Source organism: Dactylosporangium sp. NPDC049140 (assembly GCF_040648435.1).
In genome coordinates this window covers 75,802-101,137 of the sequence record NZ_JBEZDS010000018.1, presented here as the reverse complement: position 1 = coordinate 101,137, position 25,336 = coordinate 75,802, and the positions used below count along the sequence as shown (strand labels likewise).

The following is a 25,336-nucleotide window of genomic DNA, read 5'->3' as shown; positions in this document are numbered from 1 at the left end:
CGAGACGAGGCCGGCCGGCGGCGGCTCTCGAGCGTCACCGGCCCCGTCAGTCGAGACGAGGCCGGCCGGCGGCGGCTCTCGAGCGTCACCGGCCCTGTCAGTCGAGACGAGGCCGGCCGGCGGCGGCTCTCGAGCGTCACCGGCCCCGTCAGTCGAGACGAGGCCGGCCGGCGGCGGCTCTCGAGCGTCACCGGCCCCGTCAGTCGAGACGAGGTCGGCCGGCGGCGGCTTCGGCCGAGAGGGTCGCCAGCTGGTTGCGCACGGTCTCGGCCTCCCGCGCGCCCAGTCCGGTGAAGATGGTCAGCGCCTCGCGGTAGTCCTGCCGGGCCCGCTCCCGCTCGCCCGCCGCGCGGTGCGTGTCGGCGCGGTGGGTCAGGACCAGGGCCAGGTAGAAGCGCTCCCCCGTGTCGGCCAGGCGGTCCAGGGCGCGGCCGAAGCACTCGATCGCCCGGGCCGGCGCGCCGAGATGGTGGTGGGCCACGCCCAGGGTGTCGTAGACGCCGGCCAGCTCGCCCGGCTCCCCGGCCGCAGTGAACAGCTCCAGGGCCCGCCGGCAGGTGACGATCGCCTCCGCGTAGCGGCCCGTCATCGTCTGCAGCGACGCGACCCCGCCGAGCGAGCGCGCCTCGCCGATGACGTTGCCCGCGCTGCGGTACAGCTCGCAGGCCCGGGACGTGTGGGTCATCGCCTCCTCGTAGCGGCCCGCGCCCTCCAGCAGCTCGCCCAGCGTGCCGGTGGCGTGGGCCAGGCCGTTGGCGTCGCCGAGGTCGCGGTAGAGCAGCACGGCCTCGCGCAGGTGGGCCGTCGCCTCGTCGTGGCGGTGCAGGCGGCCCAGCGTGCGGCCCTGGCTGCGCAGGATGCGGGCCTCGACCGCGCGGTCGCCGGTGCGCCGCACGGCGTCGAGGGCGGTCGCGAGCACGGCCAGCTTCTCCTGCCAGCGGCCGGTGCGTTCGAGGTACACCACGCAGCTGCACGCGAGCTGCCAGGCGTGCGACGGGTGGCCGGCCCCGGCCCGCTCGACCGCCGCCAGCAGCACCGCACGCTCGGCGTCGAACCAGGCGAGGGCCTGTGCGCGGTCCTCGACCGGGTCCGGGGTGACCGCGCCGGCGGGCGGGTCGATCGGGGTCGGGGTCTGGTTCGCGTCCAGCAGCAGGGTGGCCGGGTACGCGGTGTGCACGAGGTGGTCGAACAGCCGGCCCAGCGCCGCGTCGCGCTCGGCGGCGTCGTCGGTCGCCTCGGCCAGCTCGACGGCGTAGGCGCGGATCAGGTCGTGCGCGCCGTAGCGGCCCGGGCCGGCCTCGGTGAGCAGGCTCGCGGCGCACAGCCGGCGCAGGGCGGCGCCGGCGTCGTCGGGCGCGACGCCGGCCAGGCTCGCCGCGGCGTTGACCGTGACCTCCGGGCCGGGGTGGACCGACAGCAGGCGGAACAGGCGCGCGGTGAACTCGTCCAGCACGCGGTACGACCAGGAGAACACGGTCCTCGGGTCGGTGGCGGCGTCGACGCCGGCGAAGCCGTCGAGGGTGCGGCGGGCCCGGCCGAGCTCGCCGGCCACCGCGGCCAGCGACGGCGTCGAGGTCACCGCGGCGCGGGCGGCCACGACGCTCAGCGCGAGCGGCAGGCCGCCGCAGCGGGCGATGACGTCGGCGACGGCCGCGGGGTCGGCGGCCACCCGCCAGTGCCCGAGGCGGCGCTCCAGCAGGTCGGCCGCCTCGATCGTGTCGAACAGGCCGAGCATCAGCGGCCGGGCGCCCGCGGCGGCCAGGCCGGCGAGGGGGTCGCGGCTGGTGACGACGGCGAAGCAGCCCGCGCCGCCGGGCAGCAGGGGGCGCACCTGGGCCGCGTCGCAGGCGTTGTCCAGCACCACGAGCACCCGCAGGGCCGCCACGACGCTGCGGTAGAGGCTCTCCCGCTCGGCCGCGTCGGACGGGATGTCGCGGGGCCGCACGCCGAGCGCGGTCAGCAGCAGGCTCAGCGCCGCGGCGGGCGCCAGCGGGGCGCGGACCGGGTCGAAGCCGTGCAGGTTGACGTACAGCTGGCCGTCGGGGAACCGCTCGGCGACCGAGTGGGCCCAGTGCACGGCCAGCGTGGTCTTGCCGATGCCGCCCGGTCCGCTGATGGTGGCGACGGGCACGTCGCGGTCCGGGTCGCCGGTCGGCAGCAGCTCGTCGAGGCGGGCCAGCCACTCGCCGCGGCCGGTGAAGCCGGCGACGCGGGCGGGCAGCTGCCGGGGCACGAGCGCGACGATCCGCGGGGCGGCCGTGGCCGGCGCGGCCGGCGGCGGGTCGTTGCGCAGCACCGCGAGGTGCAGGTCGCGCAGCTGCGGGCCGGGGTCGAGGCCCAGCTCGTCGGCGAGCACCTGGCGCGCGGACTCGAACACGGCGGCGGCCTCGGCGCCGCGGCCCACGCCGAGCAGGGCCCGCATGAGCTGGCCGCGGAACGTCTCGCGCAGCGGGTACTGCCCGGTCAGCGCCCGCAGCTCGGCGATGATGCCGGCGCCGTGGCCGCGGCCCAGCTCGATCTCGAAGCGCTGCTCGAGCGCCTGCAGCCGCAGCTCCTCCAGGCCGGTCGCGTCGGCGGCCAGGGCCGGGACGGACTCGAGGCCGGTCAGGGCCGGTCCGCGCCACAGCGCCAGGGCGGCCTCGAGCGCCGCCAGGGCACGGTCGGGCTCGGCGGCGGCGCGGGCCGTGGCGAGCAGCGACCGGAACCGGGCGGCGTCGATCTCGCCCGGCTCCAGCCACAGCACGTAGCCCTCCGGGCGGCGGCCGATGCGGTCGCCGCCCAGGGCCTTGCGCAGGTGGTGGACGTACACCCGGAGGTTGGCGTCCGCCCGGGCGGGCGGGGCGGACCCCCAGAGAGACTCGACGAGGACCTCGGCCGAGACCGGCCGCCCCGCGTGGCAGGCGAGCACCGCCAGCAGGGTGCGCGGCTTACCGCCGGGAAGCTCGACCGGCGCGCCGTCGTCGTCGATGACCTCCAGTGGCCCGAGCAGGCCGATGCGCACCGGTCAGGGCGTCCGGGTCGGGGTCGGGGTCGGCGGGGTCGGCGGCGTCAGACAGCTGATCTCGCCGGCGTTGGTGTAGCACTTCGGCGGCACCACGATCGCGTGCGCCGTCGTGGCCGCGCCGAGCACGACGGCCCCGGCCGCCACTAATGCGAGCAGCAACCTTCGCATGTAGCCCCCCAATAGGTCACGGCCGGCAAGGGTCGGCCGCCTCGGATCATACGACCCGGCGGGAGAGTTCGGCACAAGTGGATATCGACGGCGGCCGGGGCGGCAACAGCGCTTTAACGGATTTACAACCCGGTTCCGCGACGCTCCGCGTGCGACCTGCGCAGAGAGCGGCCTCAACAGGGGGTTCGGCGTGAACGAGAAGAGTACACCGCTGCTCACCTTCGGCATACTCGGCCCGGTCGAGGTCCGGGCCGGCGAGCGGCGCGTCGCGGTCAACTCGGCGAAGCAGCAGGCCCTCCTCGGCGCGACGTTACTGCAGGCCAACGCGGTGGTGTCGACGGCCCGGCTGGTCGACGCGATCTGGGGCGACGAGCCGCCGAACACCGCCCCCGACCTGGTGCAGACCTACGTGTCGACGCTGCGCCGCTCGATCGGGCGCCCGGCCGCCGCGTGCATCGTCACCCGGCCGCCCGGGTACCTGATGCGGGTCGAGCGCGGCGCGCTGGACCTGCACCGGTTCGAGCGGCTGGCCGCGGAGGCGGAGCGGGCCGCGACCGGCGGCGACCACGAGCGCGCGACGCGGCTGCTGGGCGACGCCCTGGCGCACTGGCGCGGCCCGGCCCTGGCCGGGCTGGACTCGCCGCTGTTCCGCGCGGCCGCGGCCCGGCTGGAGGAGCTGCGGCTGCTGGCGACCGAGCGGCGCTTCGAGTCGGCGAGCCACCTCGGCGACCCGGCCTGGATGGTGCCGGAGCTGACCGCGTTCGTCGCCGAGCACCCGCTGCGCGAGGACATGCGGGCGCTGCTCATGCTGGTGCTGTACCGGCTGGGCCGGCAGGCCGACGCGCTGCGCGTGTACCAGCAAGGCTACGGGGTGCTGCGCGAGGAGCTCGGCGTGGAGCCCGGCGCCGGGCTGCGCCGGGCCCACAAGGCGATCCTCGACGGCGACGGCGCCCCAGCCGCCGATGGCCCGCCGGTCGACGTCGTGGCCGCGCGGACCCGCGGCCCCGACCCGGCCCCGCGGGCGGAGCCGGCGCCCGGCCTGCCGTACCAGCTGCCGCCCCCGCCGGCTCGGCTCGTCGGCCGCGACGCCGCCGAGCGGGCGCTGGGCGACGCCCTGGCCGCGGCGGCCGAGGGCCACCGGCCGACGCTGGTGACGGTCGACGGGCCGGCCGGGGTCGGCAAGACCGCGCTGGTGCTGGCCGCCGCCCACCGGGTCCGCGACCGCTTCCCCGACGGCCAGCTGTTCGTGCCCTTCCACGCGACCCGGCCGCGGCCGACCTCGGTCGACGGCGCGCTCGCGATGCTCCTGCGGTCGCTCGGCGGCCCCGGCGCCGCCCTGCCGCCGTCGACGGACGAGCGGGCCGCGCTGCTGCGCTCGACCCTCACCGAGCGCCGAATCCTGCTGCTGCTCGACGATGTGTGGCTGGCCGCCCATGTCCGTCCCTTCCTCGCCGCGCACCCGGGGTGCGCCGTCGTCGTGACCTGCCGGCGGACCCTCGCCGACCTCGATGCCGACCTACGGCTGTCGCTCGCGCCGCTGCCCCCGGCGCAGGCGGTGGAGCTGCTGGCCCTCGCCGTCGGCGCGGCGCGGGTCGCGGCCGAGGCCGGCGCCGCGGACGACATCGCCGCGGCCTGCGAGGGGCTGCCCCTCGCGGTGCGGGCCGCGGCGGCGCGCCTGGTGGCCCGGCCGGGCCTGGACCTGGCCGCGTTCGCGGCGCGCCTGGCGGACCCGGACGACCGCCTGGAGCAGCTGGCCGCCGGCGACCTCGACGTGCGCGAGCGCATCGAGGGCAGCCTGGTGCGCCTCGACCCGGACGACCGGGCGACGCTGGCCCAGCTGGCGGTCTCGGCCCAGCTGGCCGGGGCCGGCGCCGGGCAGCTCGCCGAGCTGACCCGGGACCGGATCGCGGGGCTGCTGCGGCAGCCGGTCGGCGACGCCGAGCGTGTCGCCGACCGGCTGGCCGATGCCCGCCTGCTCGAGCACCACGGGCTCGGGTACCGGATGCCCGGGCTGGTGCGGCTGGTGATCGAGCGGGACCTGGGCTCTGGCCGGTGACGACGGTGGTGGCGGGCAGGTCGTCGCCGCCGCCGTACTCGTACGACGCGAACAGCTGGATGCCGCGGTGCCGGCTCTTGATGTTCCGCTGGCCCGTCGAGGTGTGGCCCGGGCCGTGAGGAGCGTGGCGCCCGCGACGCCGGCCGCCGCGGCCGGCCGCCCGACCCGGCCGAAGATGCTCGTACCCATGGTGGAACCCCTTCCGGCTGTCCGTTTCCGTGAACGCGAACACGTTCACGCGGACCGCTGGAGTTCCGCTGTAACTGCGCTGCAGCCCCTACAAGGCGAGCTTGTCGAGGCGCTGCAGCAGGTCGTGGGCCGCGAGCTCGACGTCCTTGTGGCGCCACTCCGCGGCCCGGTAGACGCAGGCGATGAGGCCGGTGCGGTGCACGCGGCGGAAGTCGCCGTAGACGAACGCGTACCGCGCCTTCGTCTCGTCGCCGGGGCCCTCGGTGAGGCCGAGGTGCCACGCGCCGTACTCGGCCCAGGAGTGCCGCTCGAGGTATTTGTTGCCCGCGTCGGCGTGCGGCGCGACCGCGCCCCAGTCGCTGTCCAGCACGTACTGCCGCGCGTCGATCAGCGCCCGGGCCCGCTCGACCGCCGCCGGGTTCACCGTGTATGAGGCCATGACGTGCACATACCCAGCGCCTGTATCTTTCACCGCCGCCGGGCCGCCGGACGCTGGTCCGCCGACACCTCGAAGCGCTTCGATTGAGTTTCGAAAACGCGGCGCGTACTGAAGTACGTCATGAAGAGAAGACTCACGATCTTCGGCGCCGCGCTGGCCGTGGTGGCCGCGTCGTTCGTGGTGTACGCCCAGGAGGCGTCCGCCGCCGTCGGTCTCCACGTCAGCGGGCGCAACATCGTGGAGGCCAACGGCCAGCAGTTCATCATGCGCGGGGTCAACCATCCGCACGTGTGGTACACGGGCAACACGCAGGCGTTCGCGGACGTCAAGGCGCTCGGGGCCAACACGGTGCGGGTGGTGCTCGGCTCCGGCAAGCGCTGGGGGCCGTCCAACGACGTCGCGAACGTCATCTCACTGTGCAAGGCGAACAAGCTCATCTGCGTGCTGGAGGTGCACGACACCACCGGCTACGGCGAGGACGGCGCCGCCGCCACGCTCGACGAGGCCGTGAACTACTGGATCAGCCAGAAGAGCGTGCTCGTCGGCCAGGAGAGCTACATCTCCATCAACATCGGCAACGAGCCGATCGGCAACAACAACCCGCAGCAGTGGACGGCCGCCACCGTCGCCGCTATCCAGAAGATGCGCAGCAACGGCTTCCAGCACCTGCTGATGGTCGACGCGCCGAACTGGGGCCAGGACTGGCAGAACGTGATGCGCGACAACGCGCAGACGGTGCTCGACGCGGACACGCAGAAGAACACCGTGCTCTCGATCCACATGTACGCCGTGTACGCCAACGCGCAGACCATCATCGACTACCTCGACCGGTTCCAGAACAACAACTGGCCGCTGGTGATCGGTGAGTTCGGCTGGCAGTTCCAGTCCGGCGAGGTCGACCACGAGACGCTGCTGGCCCAGGCCGACGCCCGCGGGCTGGGGTACATCGGCTGGTCGTGGAGCGGCAACACCGACCCGATCCTCGACATGGCGACGAACTTCAACCCGAACCAGCTCACCACGTGGGGCCAGCGCATCTTCAACGGCGCGCACGGCATCAAGGCCACCGCCAAGGAAGCGAGCATCTACAGCGGGGTGACGAGCCCGTCGCCGTCGCGCACGTCGGTCAGCCCGTCGCCGTCGCGCTCGTCGGCCAGCCCGTCGCCGTCGCGCAGCTCCACCTCGCCCAGCCCGTCGCGCAGCGTCTCCACCAGCCCGTCGCCGGGCGGGACCAAGGCGTGCACCGCGGTGTACAGCATCGTCGGGCAGTGGCCGGGCGGCTTCCAGGGCCAGGTGACGGTCACCGCCGGCGGCCAGGCCATCTCGGGCTGGACCGTGAAGTGGACCTACGCCAACGGCCAGGCCGTCACCTCCTTCTGGAGCGCCAACATCACCAGCAGCGGCGCGAACGTGACCGCGACGAACGTGGGCTACAACGGCACCGTCGGGGCCGGCCAGAACACCTCGTTCGGCTTCCTCGGCTCGTACAACGGCACCAACTCGGTGCCGGCGCTCACCTGCACCGCCAGCTGACGTAAGCACATCGGGGGCCGAAAACTTTTCGGCCCCTTAACAATTTGTCACAACATTGACCTGCGCGAGTTTGGCGGGCGACCATCTCCGAAAGGGTTTTCGGTTACCATCCGAGGACGTGAGAGATGACCAGATTTGCCCGTCCGCCACGGGCCGCCGCCGCGCTCCTTGCGGCTGTACTGCTGCCGCTCGTGGCCCTCGAAAGTTCACCGGCGTCCGCCGCCCCGGTGACGTTCTCCAGCACCATCGCCCTACAGGCCGGCGGCAACTGTGCCGAGGTGCCCGGCGGCGCGACGACCGCCGCCCTGCAGCTGCAGGACGCCGCCTGCAACGGCTCGACGCGCCAGAACTACACGTTCACCCCCGTGTCCGGCGTCGCGAACACGTACACCGTCGGGACCCTGACGTCCGGCTCGTGCGTCGACATCACCGGGCAGTCCACCGCCGACAACGCGGCCGTGATCCAGTACCCCTGCAACGGCCAGAACAACCAGCGCTTCCGGCTCCAGGCGGTCACCGTCCCGGGCGTCACCAACACGTTCAACCTCGTCGGCGTCCAGTCCGGCAAGTGCGTCGCCCCGTCCGCCGACAGCACCGCGGCGAACGCGAAGCTGGTGCAGCTGCCGTGCACGACCGCCACGACGCGGGTGTGGCGGCTGGCCGGGTACAACCCGGGCACCGGTGGCGGCGGCAACACCTTCATGAACCCGCTCGACCCGCAGGGCCCGGACCCGTGGCTGCAGTACTACAACGGCTACTACTACCTCGCGGCGACGACCTGGAACCGCACCATCACCATGCGCAAGTCGGCGACACTGGGTGGCCTGGCCACCGCGCCGGAGACCGTCATCTTCAACCTGACGCGCTCCAACGGCGCCGGCACCATGTGGGCCCCCGAGTTCCATCTGCTCAACGGCCCGAACGGGCAGCGGTGGTACCTGTACTACGTGGCCGGCGTCGAGCCGTACAACCTGGGCACGCAGCGCATCCACGTGCTGGAGAGCGCCGGGCTGGACCCGATGGGCCCGTACACGTTCAAGGCCGACATGCTCGACCCGACCCAGGACAACACCTGGGAGCTGGACCCGACGATCCTCCAGCTCAACGGGCAGCTGTACCTGCTGGGCACGTACTACACCGGCTCGCAGCCCATGTTCATCCGCCCGCTGTCGAACCCCTGGACCGCCAGCGGCACCCGGCGGCTGCTGGCCACGCCGACGTACAGCTGGGAGACGGTCGGCGGCGCGGTCAACGAGGCGCCGGAGGTCATCCAGCACGGCGGCAAGACGTTCATCGCCTTCTCCGCCAGCCACTGCTCCACCCCCGACTACAAGCTGGGCCTGCTCACCTGGAACGGCGGTGACCCGCTCAGCTCCTCGTCGTGGGTGAAGACCTCGACGCCGGTGTTCCAGCGCTCCAACGCCAACGGCGTCTACGGGCCCGGGCACAACGGGTTCTTCAAGTCGCCCGACGGCACCGAGGACTGGATCGTGTACCACGCCGTGACCAGCTCGGCCGGCGGCTGCGACATGAACCGCAGCACGCGGGCCCAGAAGATCACCTGGAACGCCGACGGCACGCCCAACTTCGGCGTCCCGGCCGCGCTCAGCACGCCGCTGGCCGTGCCGTCCGGGGAGCCGTCGTGAGACGTGGCCGCCTCGCGCTGGTGGCCGCCCTCGCCGTCCTGACCCCGGTCGCGGTCTTCTTCTTCGGTACCGCGGAGGCCGCGACGGCGTTCACCAGCACCGCGGTGAACGGCAACGGCAACTGCCTCGACGTGCCGAACTCCTCGACCGCGAACGGGGTGCAGCTGATCCAGTACGCCTGCAACGGGGGCGCCAACCAGCGCTTCGCGTTCACCCCGGTGTCGGGCACGCCGGACCAGTACACCATCGGCACCTCGGCCGCGGGCAAGTGCGTCGACGTCAACGGGGCGTCCACATCGGACAACGCGCCGGTCATCCAGTGGAGCTGTTCGAGCGCGAACAACCAGCGGTTCCGGCTCGTCACCGGGGCCAACGGGCTGTCGGGCCTGCAGGCGGTGCACTCCGGCAAGTGCGTGTCCGCAGCGGGCGGCACGGGCCTGGTCCAGCTGCCCTGTGACGCCGGCTCCGCGCGCACGTGGCGGGTCACCGGCGGCACGACGACACCGAGCTCGCCGCCGGTGACGCCGTCCGGGACCCCGGCCCAGAAGACCGTCCGCGTCTACTGGCTGCGGCCGTCGGACGTGCCGTACGACCAGCGCTACCCGGACGGGATAGCCGCGGTCATGCGGGAGGCCCAGCGGTACTACAAGCAGGAGCTGGGCAGGACGTTCACGCTCAACCCCACGGTCGTCGAGGTCGTCACCGGCGACCACGTCCGCAGCTGGTACGAGAACACGCCCAACGGCGGGGACAAGTACTGGTGGGCCGTGACAAACATGCAGCAGGAGCTGATACGCAAGCTCGGCCTGCGCGCGCCCGACTCCCGCTGGCTCAACGTCGGCGAGATCAGCGCGGAGGGCGACGGCGCGGGCGGCGGCGGTGGCGGCGGATGGGTGATCCTCTCCGGCCACGACGCCGACGGTGCCGCGGGCACCAGCGGGCAGTCGATGAACCGGTGGTACGGCGGGATGGTCCACGAACTGGGCCACGCCTTCGGCCTGCCGGACTCCTCCGGCGACGACGACACCCCGATGTCGGCGGACTTCTACAACTACCCGAACACGCACTTCAGCCAGGCCCAGAAGACCTCCATCCTCAACGGTTCCTACGGATCGTTCCTGACGTAACTCCCGTACCCCCGAAGAAGACCGGCCCGGCCCTCCAACCTTCCCTGGAGAGCCGGGCCGGTCCGCGTCTCACGCCGGGACGGGGACCTGCAGGCCCGTCGACTCGATGACGCCGCCCTCGCGCACGAGCACGAAGGCGGGGAACCCGCTCACGCCGAAGGCGCGCGCCACCGGGCCGTCCGGCTCCTCGAGGACCACCGGCGTGTCCGCGAGGCCGGCCAGCACCGGCTCCAGCGCGCCGCCGTCGCGGACCACGACCGCGTACGCGTCGCCGGAGTGGCGCGCCGCCGCGGTCCGGAAGTCGCCCAGCCGCTCGTGGCAGGCCGAGCAGTTCGGTGAGAAGAACCCGAAGAGCGTGGTCCCCGCCAGCGCGGCGCGGGACAGCCTGCGGTCGTCCACTGTGGACGCGGTGAAGTCGCCGACACGCTCGCCGGCTGGCGCGGTCAGGGCCGGCGGCCTCTCGCCCGGACCACCGGCGCGGTGCTCGAAGGTGCGCAGCCGGCGGACCACACCGAGCACGAGGACGAGGTTGAACACGGTGAGCGCGGCGAGCAGCACGACGGCGACGAGGAGCGCGGTGGTCATGGCGGGCAGCCTCGTCGATGGATGCGCCGGCGTCAATGGGAGCGTTCCCAGGGACGATCGTGAACGGCTCGGAAATATGCCGATAACGGGGCGCGTCTACGCTCGCCGCGGGAGGTGAGCCATGCCCGGACCCCGCCGCCGGTCGGTGCTGGTCGCACTCCTCGCCGGGCGGCGCACCGACCGCTCCCAGGGCGCGATCCTCGACGACCTGCGCGCCTGCATCCTCGACGGCGAGGTGCCGCCGGGCTCCGCGATCCCGGTCGACGCGGTGGCGGCCGCGTTCGGGGTGTCACGGATCCCGGTGCGCGAGGCGCTCATGACGCTCATCGGCGAGGGCCTGGTCGACCACCGGCCGCATCTGGGCTACCGCGTCGCGAAACTTACCGCGGAGGAGTTCGTCGAGATCTACCTCGTGCGCGAGGCCCTCGAGACGGCCGCGCTGCGCGTGGCGGTCGGGCAGGCGCGCGCCGACGACGACGAGCGGGCGGCCGCGGCGCATGCCGCGCTCGAGGCGGCGGTACGGGCCGGGGACGGGCGGGCGTACCACCGCGAGAGCCGCCGTTTCCACCTGGCCCTGATCCGCCCGTGCCGGATGCGCCGGCTGCTGCACATGCTCGGCACCGCCTGGAACATGACCGAGCCGCTGCAGCCCATGACGCATCTCGGCCCGGCCGACCGCGAGCTGCTGCACCGCGACCACGCCGCGATGCTCGGCGCGTTCAGCGCCCGCGACGCCGACGCGCTCATCGCCACCTGCGCCGTGCACCACGGGCGGTTGCAGTCCTACATCGCGCTGCTGCCCCGCGACACCGGCCTGTTCGCCGACCCGCTCTGAATGGTCATCCCGAAGCCGGCGAGCGCCCCGGTGTACGGCTTCGGCCGCGGCGGGGCGTACTCGGCGCGCACCGACGTGCGCAGGCCCAGGGTGACCAGCGACTGGACGAGCACCGTGGCCGCCGACACGCCGTCGACCACCGGCACCCCCAGGCGGGCCGACACCGCCTCGCACAGGCCGGCCAGGCCGGCGCAGCCGAGCACGATGACGTCGGCTCCGTCCTCCTCCAGCGCCCGGCCGGCCAGGGCCGCGACCCGGTCGGTCAGGTGCGGGTCGGCCTCGAGCTCGAGCACCGGGATGTCGCACGCGTGCACGCCGCGGCAGACACCGGGTGCGGTGTACCGGTGCGCGAGCTCCCACGCCCGGCCCCGCGTGCGATCCAGTGTGGTGACGATGCTGAAGCCGCGGCCGAGCAGGGCCGCGGCGTGCATGGCGGCCTCGGCGATGCCGACGACGGGGCCGCGGGCCAGCTCGCGGGCGGCGTCCAGGCCCGGGTCGCCGAAGCAGGCGACGACGTACCCATCCACATCGGACGCCTCCCCGTCGGCGATCGCGGCGAGCAGGCCCGGCACGCTGAGCGCCTCGTCGTAGTGGCTCTCGATGGAGACCGGCCCCATCGGGGAGGTGACCGCCTCGACGAGCACGCCCGGGCCGGCCACGGCCCGGGCGCTCGCCCCGATCAGTGCGGTCATCGCCGCGGTGGTGTTCGGGTTGACGACGCGGATGCGCATGTCAGGCGGCCCTTTTGGACAGTCCCAGGTAGCCGAGGAGGCCCAGCGCCATACCGATGAACCAGCTGTACTGCGCCGTCGTGGACATCCCCGGGCCGTCGCTCCACAGCACCGGCACGACCGCGACCACGGCACCGACCGCGGTGGCGATGAGCGCTGGCGGGTTGTAGCCCTTGCGGTACCAGTACTTGCCGTCCTCGCGCATGGTGAACATCGCGTCGACGTCGACCTTCTGCTTGCGCACCAGGTAGTAGTCGGCGATGAGGACCCCGAACAGCGGCCCGATCGCCGCGCCGAGGATCTCCAGCGTGTAGTGGATGACGTCCGGGTTGTTGTACAGGTTCCACGGCGTGATGAGCACCGAGCCGACCGCGGCGATCATGCCGCCGGCGCGCCAGCTGATGCGCTGCGGGCTGACGTTGGAGAAGTCGAACGCGGGCGAGATGAAGTTCGCCACGATGTTGATGCCGATGGTGGCAATCGTGAACGTGAGGGCGCCGAGGACGATCGCGAACGTCGAGTCGATCCGCGCCACGGTCTGCACCGGGTCGGTGATGAGCTCGCCGAAGATGGGGATCGTCAGCGACGAGGTCACCACGACGAGAATGGAGAAGGCGAGGAAGTTCACCGGCAGGCCGAGGAGGTTGCCGGTGCGGACCGACCCGAACGACCGGCCGTAGCGCGAGAAGTCGCCGAAGTTCAGCATCGGGCCGGAGAAGTACGACACCACGAGCGCGATCGCGCCGAGCATCACGGGCACGGCGTCCAGGCCGTGGTACTTCACCTCGCCCAGGCTCAGGTCGATGGCGCCCCAGCCGGCCTGGTAGATGAGGTAGCCGGCGAGCACGGCCATCACGACGTACACGGCCGGGCCGCAGAAGTCGATGAACCGGCGGATCGTCTCCATGCCGGTCCAGAAGACCGCGGCCTGCAGCACCCACAGCAGCGCGTAGGAGCACCAGCCCAGCAGCGGCAGGCCCAGGAAGCCCCACTTGCCGACGTCGGCGTACGAGGCCAGGCCCGGCCACAGCTTGAGCACCACCACGTCGAGCGCGGCGGAGGCCAGATAGGTCTGGATGCCGTACCACGCCACGGCGATCGAGCCGCGGATGATGGCCGGCACGTTGGCCCCCAGCACGCCGAACGCCACGCGGTTGATCACCGGATACGGCACCCCGGTGGCCTGGCTCGGCTTCGCGACGAGGTTGCAGAAGAAGTACACGATGCCGATGCCGGCGACGAGCGCCACCAGCACCTGCCAGCTGGACAGGCCCAGGGCGAAGAGGGAGCCGGCGGTGACGTAGCCGCCGACGCTGTGCACATCGGACATCCAGAACGCGAAGATGTTGTAGGCGCCCCACGTCTGCTTGCGCAGGGGTGCGAGGTCCTCGTTGGTGAGCCGCGGGTCGTACCCGGGCCTGACCTCCCCGCTGCCGACGGGCATGCCGGCGGCCTCGACGAGATCCTGATGCTGAGGGGTTTCCAGCGTGTCGGCCATGGACCCACGCTAGGAACGGCCTGTTTCCGCGGCGTGTTCGCAGATATATATTCTTATCGTTTCAGGGCTTGGCGGACGGCCGTCGCGACCTGCTCGGGGTCCCTGGTGTCGCGCAGGACGAGCACCATCGACCCGCCCCCGGTCTCGCCCGCGAACAGCTGAACCACGCGCGCCATGGCGGCGTCGAGCTCGGCCGCCGGGTCGGCCGCCTCCCGGCGCAGCCACCGCCGCAGCACGTGGTTGTGGGCGGAGACGACGGCCGCGGCCATCAGCTCGGCGCGCAGCGCGTCGGCCGGCGCCGGGCCCATCCAGCCGGCGATGAACTCGCGGAACAGCCGCTGGTACCGCGCCACGCTCGCGATCTCCCGGTCGCGCAGGGCGGCCACGCGGCTGGTGATCGCGTAGCGGCGCCGGGCCCGGTCGCCCTCCTCGACGTAGCTGAGCAGCACCAGCCGCACCGCCTCGGTCACCGCCAGGATCGCCGTGTCGGCGCTGGACGTGGCCAGCCGCTCCCGGACCGCGGCGATGAGCCGGTCGTGGTCCGGGAAGATCACGTCCTCCTTGGACCGGTAGTGCCGGAACAGCGTGGTGCGCCCGACGCCGGCCCGGTCGGCGATGTCGTCGGCGGTGGTCTGTTCGTAGCCGCGCTCGTCGTACAGGTCGAGCGCCGCGTCCACGAGCCGCTGCTTCACGGGGGTTCCGGTCACCGTGCCATCCTCGCGTACCTCCTGAGCAGCTGTTGCCCCGCCATGGTGGCATGCCGTACCGTCATAGCGGTACTCGGTACCGCCACCCGGGGAGGACATCATGAGCCTGACCTTGCACGAGCCCCGTCCGCTGGTCACTGCCCTCTTCGAGTCCCTCGACCCGATGGCCGCCGACGAGCTGGCCGCCGAGTTCGAGACCGTCACGGCGGGCCGGCGCACCGTGCTGTTCCGCGAGGGCGAGGCCGGCGACAGCCTGTACGTGCTGCTGTCGGGCAAGGTGAAGCTGTCCCGCCGCTCCTCCGACGGCCGCGAGGGGCTCCTCGCCCTGATCGGCCCGGGCGAGCCGTTCGGCGAGGTCGAGCTGCTCGACGGCGGCCCGCGCACCGCGACGGCGACGGCGGTGGCCGACGCCCGGCTGGCGCGGTTGTCGAAGACGGCGCTGTACCGCTGGATGGCCCGGCACCCCGAGGTCGCCGAGCAGCTGCTGCGCGCGGTCGCCCGGCGCATCCGCGGCAACCGGGCCACCGTGCACGACCGCCTCTTCAGCGACGTGCCGGGCCGGGTCGCCGGTCAGCTGATCCAGCTCGCCCACCAGTTCGGCGTGGCCGAGGACGGCGCGACGCGGGTCGTGCACGATCTCACCCAGACGGAGCTGGCCCAGTTCGTGGGGGCGTCGCGGGAGTCGGTGAACAAGGTGCTGGCGCAGTACGCCTCGCGCGGCTGGGTGCGCCTGGAGAACAAGTGCATCGTCATCCTGGACGACGCTCCCCTGGCCCTGCGCGCCCAGCACAAGCGCCGCCGCTAGCTGTATTTCCAGCTCGCCACGCCCGCGGTGGGGCAGCTCCGCTCCACCCACGCCCCCTCAAGATCTACGCCAGCGCGGCGCGGGACGGCCGATGCCCGGCCGGGGCGCTTCAGACCCGGGCGCGGCGGGCCAGGCGCTCCGGGTCGGCGATCACCACGCTCTTGCCTTCGAGGCGGATCCAGCCCCGGGAGCTGAAGTCGGCCAGGGCCTTGTTGACCGTCTCGCGGGAGGCGCCGACGAGCTGGGCGAGCTCCTCCTGGGTGAGGTCGTGCGTCACCCGCAGTACCCCGCCGTCGCGGATGCCGAACGGGCCCGCGAGCTGGAGCAGCTTCTTGGCGACCCGGCCGGGTACGTCGGTGAAGATAAGGTCGGCGAGCGCGTCGTTGGTGCGCCGCAGCCGGCGGGCCAGCACCCGCAGCAGCTGCTCGGCGATCTCCGGGCGGCGCACCAGCCAGGAGCGCAGCGAGGCCTTCGTCAGCCGCGCGGCCCGCGAGTCGACCACGGCCGTCGCGGTCGCCGTGCGCGGGCCCGGGTCGAACAGTGCCAGCTCGCCGACCATGTCGCCGGGGCCCATGATGGCGAGCAGGTTCTGCCGGCCGTCGTGTGCGCGGCGGCCCAGCTTGATCTTGCCGGTCAGCACGATGTACAGGCTGTCGCCCGGCTCACCCTCGTTGAACAGCACGTCGCCGCGGCGCACGTCGACGTAGTCGAGGCCGCGCGCGAGCTCTTCCGCCGCGTCCGCGTCGATGCCCTGCATGATCCCGCTGCGGGCGAGCGCCTCGTCCATCGATCGTCCTCCCACACCGGCAATGCGCCCATTCTGGCATGCTTCCCCGCCCGTCAGCCCCCGGGACGCGGCAGAATCCAGGTCTGGAAGGGAGTACCGATGATCTTCATCACCGCCAAGTTCCGTATCCGGCCCGAGCACGCCGAGCGCTGGCCCGACATCGCCGGGGCGTTCACGGCCGCGACCCGGGCCGAGCCGGGCTGCCTATGGTTCGACTGGTCCCGCAGCCTGGACGATCCGAACGAGTACGTGCTGGTCGAGGCGTTCCGCGACGGCGAGGCCGGGGGCGCCCACGTGAGCTCCGCGCACTTCAAGGAGGCCCAGCGGACGCTCCCGCAGTACCTCCTGGAGACCCCCCGCATCGTGAGCACCACGGTGGACCAGGACGGGTGGTCGGAGCTGGGCGAGCTGGCCGTCGAGCGCTGAGGCCGCCGCCGGGATCAGCCCGGCTGCACGATCGACCGGTCGATGCGGGCGATGAGCTCGGCCCAGTCCTCGAGCAGCTGGGCGTGGTCGAGGCGGGCCAGCTTGCGGCGTACCGCGCGGGCCGACGGGTCGTTGCGCACCCGGCGCAGGATGTCGTCGGCCCGGTCGATGACGGAGTGCTCGCCCACGAGGTCGTCGGCGTCCGGCAGGTCGAGGAAGATCGCCAGCTGGGCGGCGAGGTCGCGGCACCGGCACACGAAGCCGGGCAGCCACGTCTCCGGCGGGGCGGCGATGTGCTCGGGCAGCAGGTCGAGGTCGAAGCGCAGCTCGTCGGCGCCGTCGTTGCGCACGCGCCAGGCCGGGGTGGCCAGCAGGGAGTCCTCGGCGGCGTGGGCGACGGCGTGCCGGGCCAGGGCGTTGGCGTCGGAGAACAGCAGCAGGCCGCCGTCGGCGGTGGCCGGGAAGATGTGCTCCATCACGCCGAAGCCGGCGTGGAGCTGGCCGCGCAGGGTGACGCCGGTGTAGGTGGGCGTGCTGACGCTGATGAGCTCGACGATGGTGATCACGGCGGGTGGTCCGGCCGGCACGGGCGGTTGCCAGGCCTGGTGGGGCGGTGCGGCCGGTTGCCAGGCGGGGGTGGCCTGCGGGTGAGCGAAAGGCTGCGGCTGTACGGGCGGCTGCGGCGGCGGCACGGGCTGCGGTGACACGGGCTGCGGCTGGGCGAACACCTGGGGCTGCGGCTGGGCGACCGGCTGGGCGAAGGGCTGGGGCACCGCCAGTGCCGGGCCGCCGATCAGCAGGGGGTCGATGCTCCCGGCCGCCACCACGAGCTCCGGCTGGTCGATGGTCGTCGGCGGGATGTTCAGTGCCCGGTGCAGCATCGTCGCCACCAGCGGCATCCGGCTCGCGCCGCCGACCAGGACGACGCCGCCCAGGGGGCGCAGGGGGACCGGGCTGTTCGCGAGGGTCACGGCCACGGCGTCGAGGGTGCGCTGGATCAGCGGGGCGGCCAGCCGCTCGACCTCGGCTCGGGTCACCACCTGGTCGGTCTCCAGCAGCGGCAGGAACAGCGTCGTCGTCGCGACCCGGGAGAGCATCTCCTTCGCGCTGCGTACGTCGTCCCAGAGCTGCCGGCGCGCGGCCCGGTCGGCGACCGTGGCCGGATTGTCCAGGCGGGCCCACAGCTCGGGCGGGCCGCACCGCTCGCGCAGCAGCCCGACGATCGCCGCGTCGACGTCCTGGCCGCCGGTGTCGTCGAGGCCGCCGCTGCTGAGTACCTCCAGGGCGGCGCCCGGCGTGTGCCGCACCACGGCCACGTCGAACGTGCCCGCGCCGAGGTCGTAGACGAGCAGGTCGGCCGGGCCGGTGGCGTGACGGCGCAGGTGGAACGCGGCCGCGGCGACCGGCTCGGGCACCAGGCGCACCCGGTCGAGGCCGGTCGCGGCCGCGGCGCGCTGCAGCACCGAACGGCGGTTCGGGCCCCAGGACGCGGGGTGGCAGATGGTCACGCCGGCGACCGGTGCCCCGCCGATCCGGCGGGCCTCGGCCGCGGCCCGGTGCAGCAGCGCCCCGAGCAGGGCCTCGACCCGCACCTCGGTGCCGAGGAAGACCGTGCCCTCGTCGATGCGGCTCTTCGGGCTGCCCTCGAACCGCTCGGGCCGCGCGCGGGCGGAGTGGACCGCGTCGCGGCCGACGAGCAGCTGACCGGACTCGTCGGCGAAGACGGCCGAGGGCAGCAGCGGGGCGCCGTCGAAGAGCACCGGCTCCGTCGCGCCGTCGTCGCGCCGCAGGAACGCGACCGTGCTCGACGTTCCCAGATCAACCCCGAGCTCCACCGCGTCCCCCTCGCCGAGCCTGTCCGCCCATCGAAGTCACCGGGGTGGGTGCTGTCAAGCGGCGCATATCGATACAGCGAAATCCTTCATTCGGAATGGCACCGGCCGTTTTCCGGATTCGCCCGCCGATCCGGTTCGGGGCTCGCCTGAACGGCGAATGCGGGCCACCCGCGCTCTGTCCTACGGTGAATTCGAGCCCGGTGCGCGCGAATGCGTCGCCGGGCACCATCGTCGTCGCGGTTGCCGCACCGTCGCCGGAGGCCAACGTGGGCGGGACCGAATTCGACCGGAACAATTCCGGGGCCGTGCTCGATTCGATCGTGCTGCTGGCCCTCGAGCGGTCGCTCGGCGCCTATTGTGCCGCGGTCCGGGCCGATTCCGGGGCCGGCCCGCCGCAGATCCGGGCGGTGGTCGTCACCGCCACGCCGCCGGTCGAGCCGGGCCTCTACCGGACGCTCGCCGCGCGGATCGTGCGCGAACGGCTGCCCGGCGCCCGGGTCCGGGTGCTGTTCGACCGCCAGGACGGCATCGCCGCGCCCGGCTACCGGATCGTGCTCCACCCGCCGCCGCCCGACCCCGGCACCGGCCCGCCCGACACGGAGACGATGCCGGGCGGACCACCGCACCCGATGCCGGGCGCGCCGGGCCCGGACACCATGTTCAACCCACCCGGCCCGGACACGATCGGCGTGGAGACGACGCCGGGCACGGTCGCCGCCGGCACGATGCCGGGGTTGAAGGGCACAACGCCGGGGTTGAAGAGCATGCCGGGCGGCCACGAACCGGGGTCGGCGCCGCTCGCCGCCCGGGCCGTCGCGCTCACCCTCGCGTTCGGCGACTGGCGCTGGCGGTACCTGCTGCCCGACGCCGACCAGTGGCTCCCCTTCGGCCGCGGCCTGGGCCCGGCCATCGGCACGACGGTCCGCATCCCCGACTTCGCGGCCGTGGTACCGCGCGGGCGGCTGCTGCTGATCCGCCACCACGCGGGCACCACCCGCCTGCACCGCTGCAACGAGCGCCGCGACTACCTGGTGCGCGTCGACGGCCGGGCACTGCCGCCCGGGCACTCCCTGCCGTTCGCCGCCGCCGGCCGGATCACCTACGGCCTGTCGGCCGCCCGGGGCGGGGCCGGGTCCGGCGAGGTCACCTACAAGCTGATCACCACGGAGGTTCGATGACGCCGCAGGAGCCGGAACTGGTGGTCAGGCTCAAGGGCTCCGGCTGGCATGCCGAGCTGGTGGTGGCCGCGCCGGTCGCCGCCGAGCCGCGCGAGGTGCACTTCAACGTGCCCGCCCTCGGCAGCCCCGGCGGCCTGCGCCTGATCAGCACCGGCGTGCGCTACACCGAGGCGCACAGCCGCCAGGCCTCGCACTGGCAGCGCTGGCACGTCAAGATCTACCGCTGCGCGAACCGGACCGACACCGAGGCGCTGCGCTCCTACCTGCGCCAGCAGGCCTCGGACGTGCAGGGCGCCAACGCCGACCTGCCGGGCCAGGAGGACCGCACGCCGATCGAGCCGCCGTGGGCGGTAGTGCCCGTGCACATCGTCAACACCGACGGCAGCACGGAGATCCTCGACGGCACGGTGCAGACCGAGCTGGAGCTGGCCCCCGAGGACCTCATGCGCCAGTTGCGCGGGGTGTACCCGACCTGGCTGTTCGACGGCGGCGTGCCGAGCCCCGACCTGTACCTGCTCGCCGTCTCCCCCTGGATGAAGCAGCTGAGCTGGGCGCCGTTCCTGGCCCGGCCGGCCGTCGAGCAGCTGCCGGACTTCCTCGGCATGGGCGCCGGGCTGGACGCGCTGCACCGGCGCGGCATGGTGCACTGCGACATCAAGCCGGACAACGTCTGCCGGTACCACACCGCCAACGCCGCCGGCTTCGTGCTCATCGACATCGACGCCGCCACGCGCCTGTACCCGCTGCCGGAGTCGCTGCGCTACACCCGCCGCTGGGCCTACGGCCGGCTGGCGCAGGGCAAGCGCAGCGACCAGGTGCTGCGGGCCCACGACCGGTTCGGCTTCGCCCTGGTCGTGCTGTGCACCCTCGCCGGCCGCGAGTGGGTCGAGCAGACGCTGCTCTCCGGGCACGGCGGGCGGGTCGCCGACGACCGCGACGCGGTCCGCGCGGCGCTGCGCCGGCGCTGGCAGAACACCGCCGAGCTGCGCTGGGAGCCGCTCATCGAGGCCGCGGTGGAGCCCTTCGGCCGCGAGATCGAGCACCCGGACTGGTCGGCGCTGCTGTGGGTGGACAGCCTCATCAACGCCGAGCGCGCCTGCGTGGTGCGCCGGCCCGCGCCGGGCCCCGGCCCCGGCGACCGGCCGGAGGCGCCGCGCTCGGAGTCGATGCGCCGCGAGCTGGACGGCATCCGCCGCACCGCGCTCGCCCTGCCCGGCCCGCTGCCGGCCCGGGTCCGGCACGGCTACGAGGCCGTCCAGGAGCGGGCCTGGGAGCTTGCGGTGCGCAACGCCTTGATGTCCGGCGCGGCGGCCGGCGCCGTAGTCGTCGTCGCCGTCCTCGTGCTGGCCGTGATCGTATTCGGAATGGGCGGCTGATGGAGCTCGCAAATCTTCCCTTCCCCGGCCGGGAGCACCTGCGCCGCCGGGTCAGCCGGGCGTGCGGCCCGGACTCGGAGCTGACGGGCCTCGGGCACCGGTTCGGCGACTGGCTCAACGCCGGCGCCGCCGCGCCGCCCGCGACCGTCGAGGCGGTCGAGGGCCGCCTCACCGACTACCTGGAGGCGGCCAGGGCGGCGGGCCGGGAGTGGGGCGTGCGGGCCGGGCTGCTGGCCGGGCTGGCGGTGCTCGGCGCGCTGTTCGTGGTGCTGCTGCTGGCCTGGGCGGTGTTCGGATGATGCCGCGCCTGCAGGACCTGTACGCCCGGATGTGGCCGCCCCGGCCGCGCCGCCCCGCGCCCCCCGAGGGCGGCGAGAAGAAAGGCAGGAGCGGCGACCACCAGCTGCTGCGCCGCTTCGGCCGCTCGTGCCCGGCGTGCGGCGCCGCCCTCGGCGCGGCCCCGGTGATGAGCGACAACGGCCGGTTCGCCTTCCCGCCCTGCTTCCGGCTCGAGGTCGGGCCGATGGCGACCCAGTCGCGGCGGTACCCATGGCGGCTCTCGGTCGTCGGCCACGACTTCCCGATGCCGCGCTCCACCGACCCCCGCTTCAACGAGCTGGACATCGACTACGTCTACCTGCTGTGCGGCGGCGGGCACATCTTCCCCGACTCCGCGCCCGTGCTCGACCGGCCCGGCGTGAGCGGGGCGGAGCACCACGTGGACGAGTACAACATGATCGCCGCGATCGGGGCGCCGGCCAGCGGCAAGACGTACCTGCTGCTGCGCACGATGCACCAGAACCTCGACAACCCGCACAACTTCCTGCCCGCCCAGGACGACGGGCGCATCCGCGAGTACCAGCTCAGCCCGCTGGAGCAGATCCCGATGCGCAGCCGCTCGACGATGTACGCCCAGACGCTCGCGGTCGGCGACGCGATCGAGCCGACCATGATGGACCGCTGGGGCCGGCCCGAGGGCATCCTCAAGGAGCAGCTGCCCGAGGTGCTCGACGCGATCCAGGACGTCATCCGCCGCACCGTGGTCGACGGGCAGCGCCGGGCCGCCGAGTGGGGCAAGGGCTTCCGCCAGCCGCTGGTGATGCGCACCCAGTGCCGCGCCCGGCGCACCTGGACCGGCCTGGCCGACCTGCCCGGCGAGATGTTCGACCCCGACGACGGCTCGCCGCGCGAGCGGGTGAAGCTGCGCGACTACGACGCGCTGATCTGGGTCATCGACCCGCTGGTATCGGCCTCGATGGACCGCTTCACCGAGGACAGCCTGGCCGAGGAGAGCGCGTACACCGACGTCCTGGACGGCAGCCTCCGGCCCGGTACCACGCACGCCGCCGGCCAGGCCGTGGTCCGCAGCCGCCGCGACCACGTCCAGACCGAGATCGGCCGCCGGCTCACCCTGCTCGACGGCGAGGTCGCGGCCGACCCCGGCGCCGGCGTCCAGCTGCTCGTCGCGATCACCAAGAGCGACCTGCTGCACGCCGTGCTGCGCAAGAAGGACCTCGACCACCTCGGCCAGCCCGGCGAGGTGCTGCGCGGCGTCGCCGGCTACCTGGCCGTGCTCACCCGGGCCCACCTCGACGGCGCCGTGCACGTCGACCACGCGGCGGCGTCGCTGCTGCAGTACCTGCAGGCCGGCGTGGCCGTCGACGAGCGGGTCCGCGAGGCCCGCTGCCGGCAGGTCGCCGAGGGGCTGATCCGCTACTACTCCGAGCCCCTGAACTTCTGGAACCTCGCGCACGAGGGCCGCGAGGACCACATCGACATCCCCGACGGCGACGACCCGGCCTGCAACCCGTACACCATCCTGGTCCCCTCCATCGGCGCCCACCTCGACCGCGCCCAGCGCCGCGACGCCATCGGCCACACCCAGCTGCGCGACGTCGTCATGTCGGCCCTCGGCTGCGGCATCACCTACGGCCTCGGCCACGAGTGGACGTTCTACAAGCTGCTGCGTGAACCGTGGCTGCGCCTGCGGTTCTTCCTCGCCTCACCCCTCGGCACCGTCCCCCGCGCCTTCGACGACGCCGGCAACCCCCGCCTGCGCCCCCTGGAGTCCAACGCCACCTTCCCCCGGCTGCAGGACCGCTCGGCGGCGCTGAGCCAGCTGCTGCTGGCCACCCTCGGAAAGGCACAGGCATGAACCCGCCCCTCATCGCGTGGGCCGACGCCGAGGGCCGCGGCTTCGCCCCGCTGCGGACCTCGGACACCGCCTCCTCCGCCGCGCCGGAGTTCTGGGCCGCCGCGACGCAGCTCATCGACGACGACGTGGTCGCCCAGCCGTCGGTCCGCTCCACGATGGAGCACCCCGTGTACAGCCTGCGGGCGGTCCACGTCGGGCGGCGGCCGTACTGGTGCTTCGCCGAGCAGGGCCGCGGCGGCCCGTTCGGGGTCGCCGGCACCTGCCGCTTCCAGTTCCTGCCCTTCGACCTCGAGGCCGGCCAGGCCTGGACCGACGGCATCGCCGCGGTCGGCGGCAAGGAGCCCCTGGCCGCCGGGCACGCCGACGAGGCCGCCGTCCGCCGCGCGCTGACCGGCCTGCTGCTCGGCCAGCCCCTCGTGCGCCTGCCCGGGTCCCCCGCCGAGGCCGCCGTCACCATCTTCGCCGTGCTCAGCGTGCTGCCCCGGGCGGTCGCGAGCACCTACGCGTGGTCGACGTGCCCGCTGCAGGAGCCGCGCCCCAACCTCGTCACCGCCGACCTGCCGGCCGACTTCCGGACCGGCTCGCCGCTGGAACGGGTCATCGACCGGGTGCGCTGGTCCGCGGCGCCAGGCGCGGAGGCGGTGCAGCGGCGCCTGGCCGGGGCGACCCACCACTCGGCCTTCGAGCTGCTCGTGGGCCTGGCGGTGCGGCTGGAGGTCGACCACGAGCTGCTCGCCGTGCCGGTCGAGTCGCTGGCCGCGCTGGTCGAACACACCGCCGCCACGAGGGTCCTGCCCACCCCCGAGAACGTGCCCACGCTGCTGCGCGACCGCGACGGGCGCACCCAGCTCGCCCGGTTCCCCGCCGTGGTCACCCAGTGGGCGGCCCGGCACGAGCAGGCCGCCCTGACCGCGCTCGGGGGCCTGCGGGAGCCGGTCCTGCGCGAGGCGATCTTGAACCCGCTCTTCGACCACCTCCTGGACGGGTCCCTGGCGGGGCACACCAAGGCCGCCGCCGCGCTCGTGCGCGAGGCGACGCCGGAGCCCGGCCCGCTGGCCGACCTGATCCGCGGCCACCGGGTCGACGGCACCCTGACCGCGCCGGATGCGTGGCTGCGGCTGCTGGACATCTCGCCGTGGGACCACCAGGACCTGTACACGGACCCGACCCCCCTGGTGGTGGCCGAGCTCAACGGTCCGGGCTTCACCATCCGCGCCCGGGACCTGCTGCGCGCCCGGGGCCCGCGGTTCGCCCGGCGCGTGCTCGAGCAGATGACGCGGTTCGGGCCCGCCACCGCGGCCGGCCTGGTCGCCGCCGCCGCCCAGCGCTCCGCCGACGGCAGCGCGCTCGACGACGGCGACCTGCTCCGCCTCGGGCCGATCCTCGTCGCGCGCGCCGACACCCGCCAGACCGAGCAGTGGCTGCTGGAGTTCGACAACGCCGCGCGCGCGAACCAGACCCCGCGGCGGGCGGTACGGCAGGTCCTCTTCGGGGCCGTCAGCGATCTGCTGTCGCGCGGCCGCCTGCGCGACCCCCGTCTCGTGGAACTGATCCAGCGGGCGGTCGCCAGCGCCACCAACAACCGGGAGCCGGTGCCCTCGTCGTTGCAGCGGGCGGGCGAGGCGCCGAAGTCCACCGTGTACGCGTCGGCGGGCACCCCGGCCACCGGCGAGCCCGGGCACGACCGGCCGCGGCGGTGGTCCTGGCCGGCCGGCGGCGCGGACGTGGACCGGCGCGGCCGGGTGGTGTGGGGCGTCGCCCTCGCCGGCGCGGCGGCCACGCTGGTCAGCCTCGCGATCTGGGTCGGTCAGGAGGACGGCGGCCAACCGGGCGGGCCGTCGGCGACGCCCGCTCCCGTCACGGCGACCACGCCGTCCAAGCCGCGGCTCACCTCCCCCGCGACCGCGACCCCGTTCCGGGTGACCTTCGACCGCACCAAGCCGGACGAGACCGTCGCCGAGATCCAGGGCCAGCTCCAGGCCAAGACGCCCGGACGGCGGGTCGTGTACGTGGTGCTCTCCGGGGCCGGGCCCGACCCGGCGGCCGCCAAGGCGAACGCGGCGGCGCTGGCGGAGCTGCTGACCCAGCGGCGCCCGCCGGAGCTCGGCGAGGCGCGGTACGTCATCGGCGAGCAGCCCATCGCGACCGACCAGAAGAGCCGCAACGACGTCGAGCTGCTGGTCATCAGCGAAGAGCAGTGACCCGCACACCGAACGGCCCCCGTCCGCAGAACGGGGGCCGGTCCGTGCGTGCGGG

The 25,336-nt window shown here is 73.9% G+C and carries 21 protein-coding genes; 12 read left to right on the top strand and 9 right to left on the bottom strand.

The features are described from left to right. Positions 1-199 precede the first annotated feature (199 nt). Together AB0B76_RS27530 and AB0B76_RS27525 are read right to left on the bottom strand one after the other, a co-directional pair. Positions 200-3,001: a BTAD domain-containing putative transcriptional regulator gene (locus AB0B76_RS27530; RefSeq protein ID WP_360380792.1), complete on the bottom strand. Its 2,802-nt coding sequence runs from the start codon at positions 2,999-3,001 to the stop codon at positions 200-202. 3 nt (positions 3,002-3,004) lie between these two features. After that, positions 3,005-3,172: a hypothetical protein gene (locus tag AB0B76_RS27525; RefSeq protein WP_360380789.1), complete on the bottom strand. Its 168-nt coding sequence runs from the start codon at positions 3,170-3,172 to the stop codon at positions 3,005-3,007. A 190-nt stretch (positions 3,173-3,362) separates the two neighbouring features. Between AB0B76_RS27525 and AB0B76_RS27520 the strand changes: the two genes are divergently transcribed. Then, positions 3,363-5,228 (top strand): BTAD domain-containing putative transcriptional regulator, encoded by a 1,866-nt coding sequence (locus AB0B76_RS27520; RefSeq protein WP_360380786.1) that lies wholly within the window; start codon positions 3,363-3,365, stop codon positions 5,226-5,228. Between the two features lie 277 nt (positions 5,229-5,505). Here AB0B76_RS27520 and AB0B76_RS27515 read toward each other — a convergent pair whose 3' ends face one another. Next, on the bottom strand, positions 5,506-5,856 hold the full coding sequence (locus AB0B76_RS27515) for a hypothetical protein (RefSeq protein WP_360380783.1): 351 nt from the start codon (positions 5,854-5,856) through the stop codon (positions 5,506-5,508). Between the two features lie 120 nt (positions 5,857-5,976). On the opposite strand from AB0B76_RS27515, the gene AB0B76_RS27510 reads away from it, so the two are divergent. From AB0B76_RS27510 to AB0B76_RS27500, 3 genes are all read left to right on the top strand, one after another. Beyond that, entirely contained in the window at positions 5,977-7,389 is a 1,413-nt protein-coding gene (locus AB0B76_RS27510) for a cellulase family glycosylhydrolase (protein WP_360380780.1), read from the top strand. Between the two features lie 125 nt (positions 7,390-7,514). Further along, positions 7,515-9,035, top strand: a complete 1,521-nt coding sequence (locus tag AB0B76_RS27505; RefSeq protein ID WP_360380778.1) for a family 43 glycosylhydrolase — start codon at positions 7,515-7,517, stop codon at positions 9,033-9,035. Further along, positions 9,032-10,162, top strand: coding sequence for an RICIN domain-containing protein (locus AB0B76_RS27500; protein ID WP_360380775.1), 1,131 nt, complete (start codon positions 9,032-9,034; stop codon positions 10,160-10,162). The genes AB0B76_RS27505 and AB0B76_RS27500 overlap by 4 nt, the downstream gene beginning before the upstream one ends. Positions 10,163-10,231: 69 nt before the next feature. Here the strand turns inward: AB0B76_RS27500 and AB0B76_RS27495 are convergent, their stop codons facing one another. Then, entirely contained in the window at positions 10,232-10,747 is a 516-nt protein-coding gene (locus AB0B76_RS27495) for a hypothetical protein (RefSeq protein WP_360380772.1), read from the bottom strand. Between the two features lie 121 nt (positions 10,748-10,868). On the opposite strand from AB0B76_RS27495, the gene AB0B76_RS27490 reads away from it, so the two are divergent. Continuing rightward, positions 10,869-11,582: a GntR family transcriptional regulator gene (locus tag AB0B76_RS27490; protein ID WP_360380769.1), complete on the top strand. Its 714-nt coding sequence runs from the start codon at positions 10,869-10,871 to the stop codon at positions 11,580-11,582. On the opposite strand, the gene AB0B76_RS27485 is transcribed toward AB0B76_RS27490, so the two are convergent. The 3 genes from AB0B76_RS27485 to AB0B76_RS27475 are packed head-to-tail and all read right to left on the bottom strand — an operon-like array spanning position 11,531 to position 14,518. Further along, positions 11,531-12,313: an aspartate/glutamate racemase family protein gene (locus AB0B76_RS27485; protein WP_360380767.1), complete on the bottom strand. Its 783-nt coding sequence runs from the start codon at positions 12,311-12,313 to the stop codon at positions 11,531-11,533. The two genes, AB0B76_RS27490 and AB0B76_RS27485, sit on opposite strands and share 52 nt — an antisense overlap. A gap of 1 nt (position 12,314) precedes the next feature. After that, complete coding sequence (locus AB0B76_RS27480; RefSeq protein WP_360380764.1) at positions 12,315-13,811, bottom strand: NCS1 family nucleobase:cation symporter-1; 1,497 nt, start codon at positions 13,809-13,811, stop codon at positions 12,315-12,317. Between the two features lie 53 nt (positions 13,812-13,864). Further along, on the bottom strand, positions 13,865-14,518 hold the full coding sequence (locus AB0B76_RS27475; protein WP_360380761.1) for a TetR family transcriptional regulator: 654 nt from the start codon (positions 14,516-14,518) through the stop codon (positions 13,865-13,867). 100 nt (positions 14,519-14,618) lie between these two features. On the opposite strand from AB0B76_RS27475, the gene AB0B76_RS27470 reads away from it, so the two are divergent. Continuing rightward, complete coding sequence (locus AB0B76_RS27470) at positions 14,619-15,323, top strand: Crp/Fnr family transcriptional regulator (protein WP_360380758.1); 705 nt, start codon at positions 14,619-14,621, stop codon at positions 15,321-15,323. Positions 15,324-15,432: 109 nt separating this feature from the next. On the opposite strand, the gene AB0B76_RS27465 is transcribed toward AB0B76_RS27470, so the two are convergent. Beyond that, positions 15,433-16,110, bottom strand: coding sequence for a Crp/Fnr family transcriptional regulator (locus AB0B76_RS27465; RefSeq protein ID WP_360380755.1), 678 nt, complete (start codon positions 16,108-16,110; stop codon positions 15,433-15,435). Between the two features lie 99 nt (positions 16,111-16,209). On the opposite strand from AB0B76_RS27465, the gene AB0B76_RS27460 reads away from it, so the two are divergent. Next, entirely contained in the window at positions 16,210-16,536 is a 327-nt protein-coding gene (locus AB0B76_RS27460; RefSeq protein WP_360380753.1) for a putative quinol monooxygenase, read from the top strand. 14 nt (positions 16,537-16,550) lie between these two features. On the opposite strand, the gene AB0B76_RS27455 is transcribed toward AB0B76_RS27460, so the two are convergent. Further along, positions 16,551-18,371 (bottom strand): Hsp70 family protein, encoded by a 1,821-nt coding sequence (locus AB0B76_RS27455; RefSeq protein ID WP_360380749.1) that lies wholly within the window; start codon positions 18,369-18,371, stop codon positions 16,551-16,553. Between the two features lie 200 nt (positions 18,372-18,571). On the opposite strand from AB0B76_RS27455, the gene AB0B76_RS27450 reads away from it, so the two are divergent. Genes AB0B76_RS27450 through AB0B76_RS27430 form a run of 5 tightly spaced genes read left to right on the top strand, consistent with a single transcriptional unit; the run spans position 18,572 to position 25,281 of the window. Then, entirely contained in the window at positions 18,572-19,549 is a 978-nt protein-coding gene (locus AB0B76_RS27450) for a hypothetical protein (protein ID WP_360380746.1), read from the top strand. After that, positions 19,546-20,925, top strand: a complete 1,380-nt coding sequence (locus AB0B76_RS27445) for a hypothetical protein (RefSeq protein WP_360380743.1) — start codon at positions 19,546-19,548, stop codon at positions 20,923-20,925. The genes AB0B76_RS27450 and AB0B76_RS27445 overlap by 4 nt, the downstream gene beginning before the upstream one ends. Further along, on the top strand, positions 20,925-21,224 hold the full coding sequence (locus AB0B76_RS27440) for a hypothetical protein (protein WP_360380741.1): 300 nt from the start codon (positions 20,925-20,927) through the stop codon (positions 21,222-21,224). The genes AB0B76_RS27445 and AB0B76_RS27440 overlap by 1 nt, the downstream gene beginning before the upstream one ends. Further along, positions 21,221-23,080 (top strand): hypothetical protein, encoded by a 1,860-nt coding sequence (locus tag AB0B76_RS27435; RefSeq protein ID WP_360380739.1) that lies wholly within the window; start codon positions 21,221-21,223, stop codon positions 23,078-23,080. The genes AB0B76_RS27440 and AB0B76_RS27435 overlap by 4 nt, the downstream gene beginning before the upstream one ends. Next, positions 23,077-25,281 carry a hypothetical protein gene (locus tag AB0B76_RS27430; RefSeq protein ID WP_360380736.1) on the top strand — a complete coding sequence of 735 codons (2,205 nt, stop codon included), beginning with the start codon at positions 23,077-23,079 and terminating at the stop codon, positions 25,279-25,281. The genes AB0B76_RS27435 and AB0B76_RS27430 overlap by 4 nt, the downstream gene beginning before the upstream one ends. The last annotated feature ends 55 nt before the right edge of the window (positions 25,282-25,336 follow it).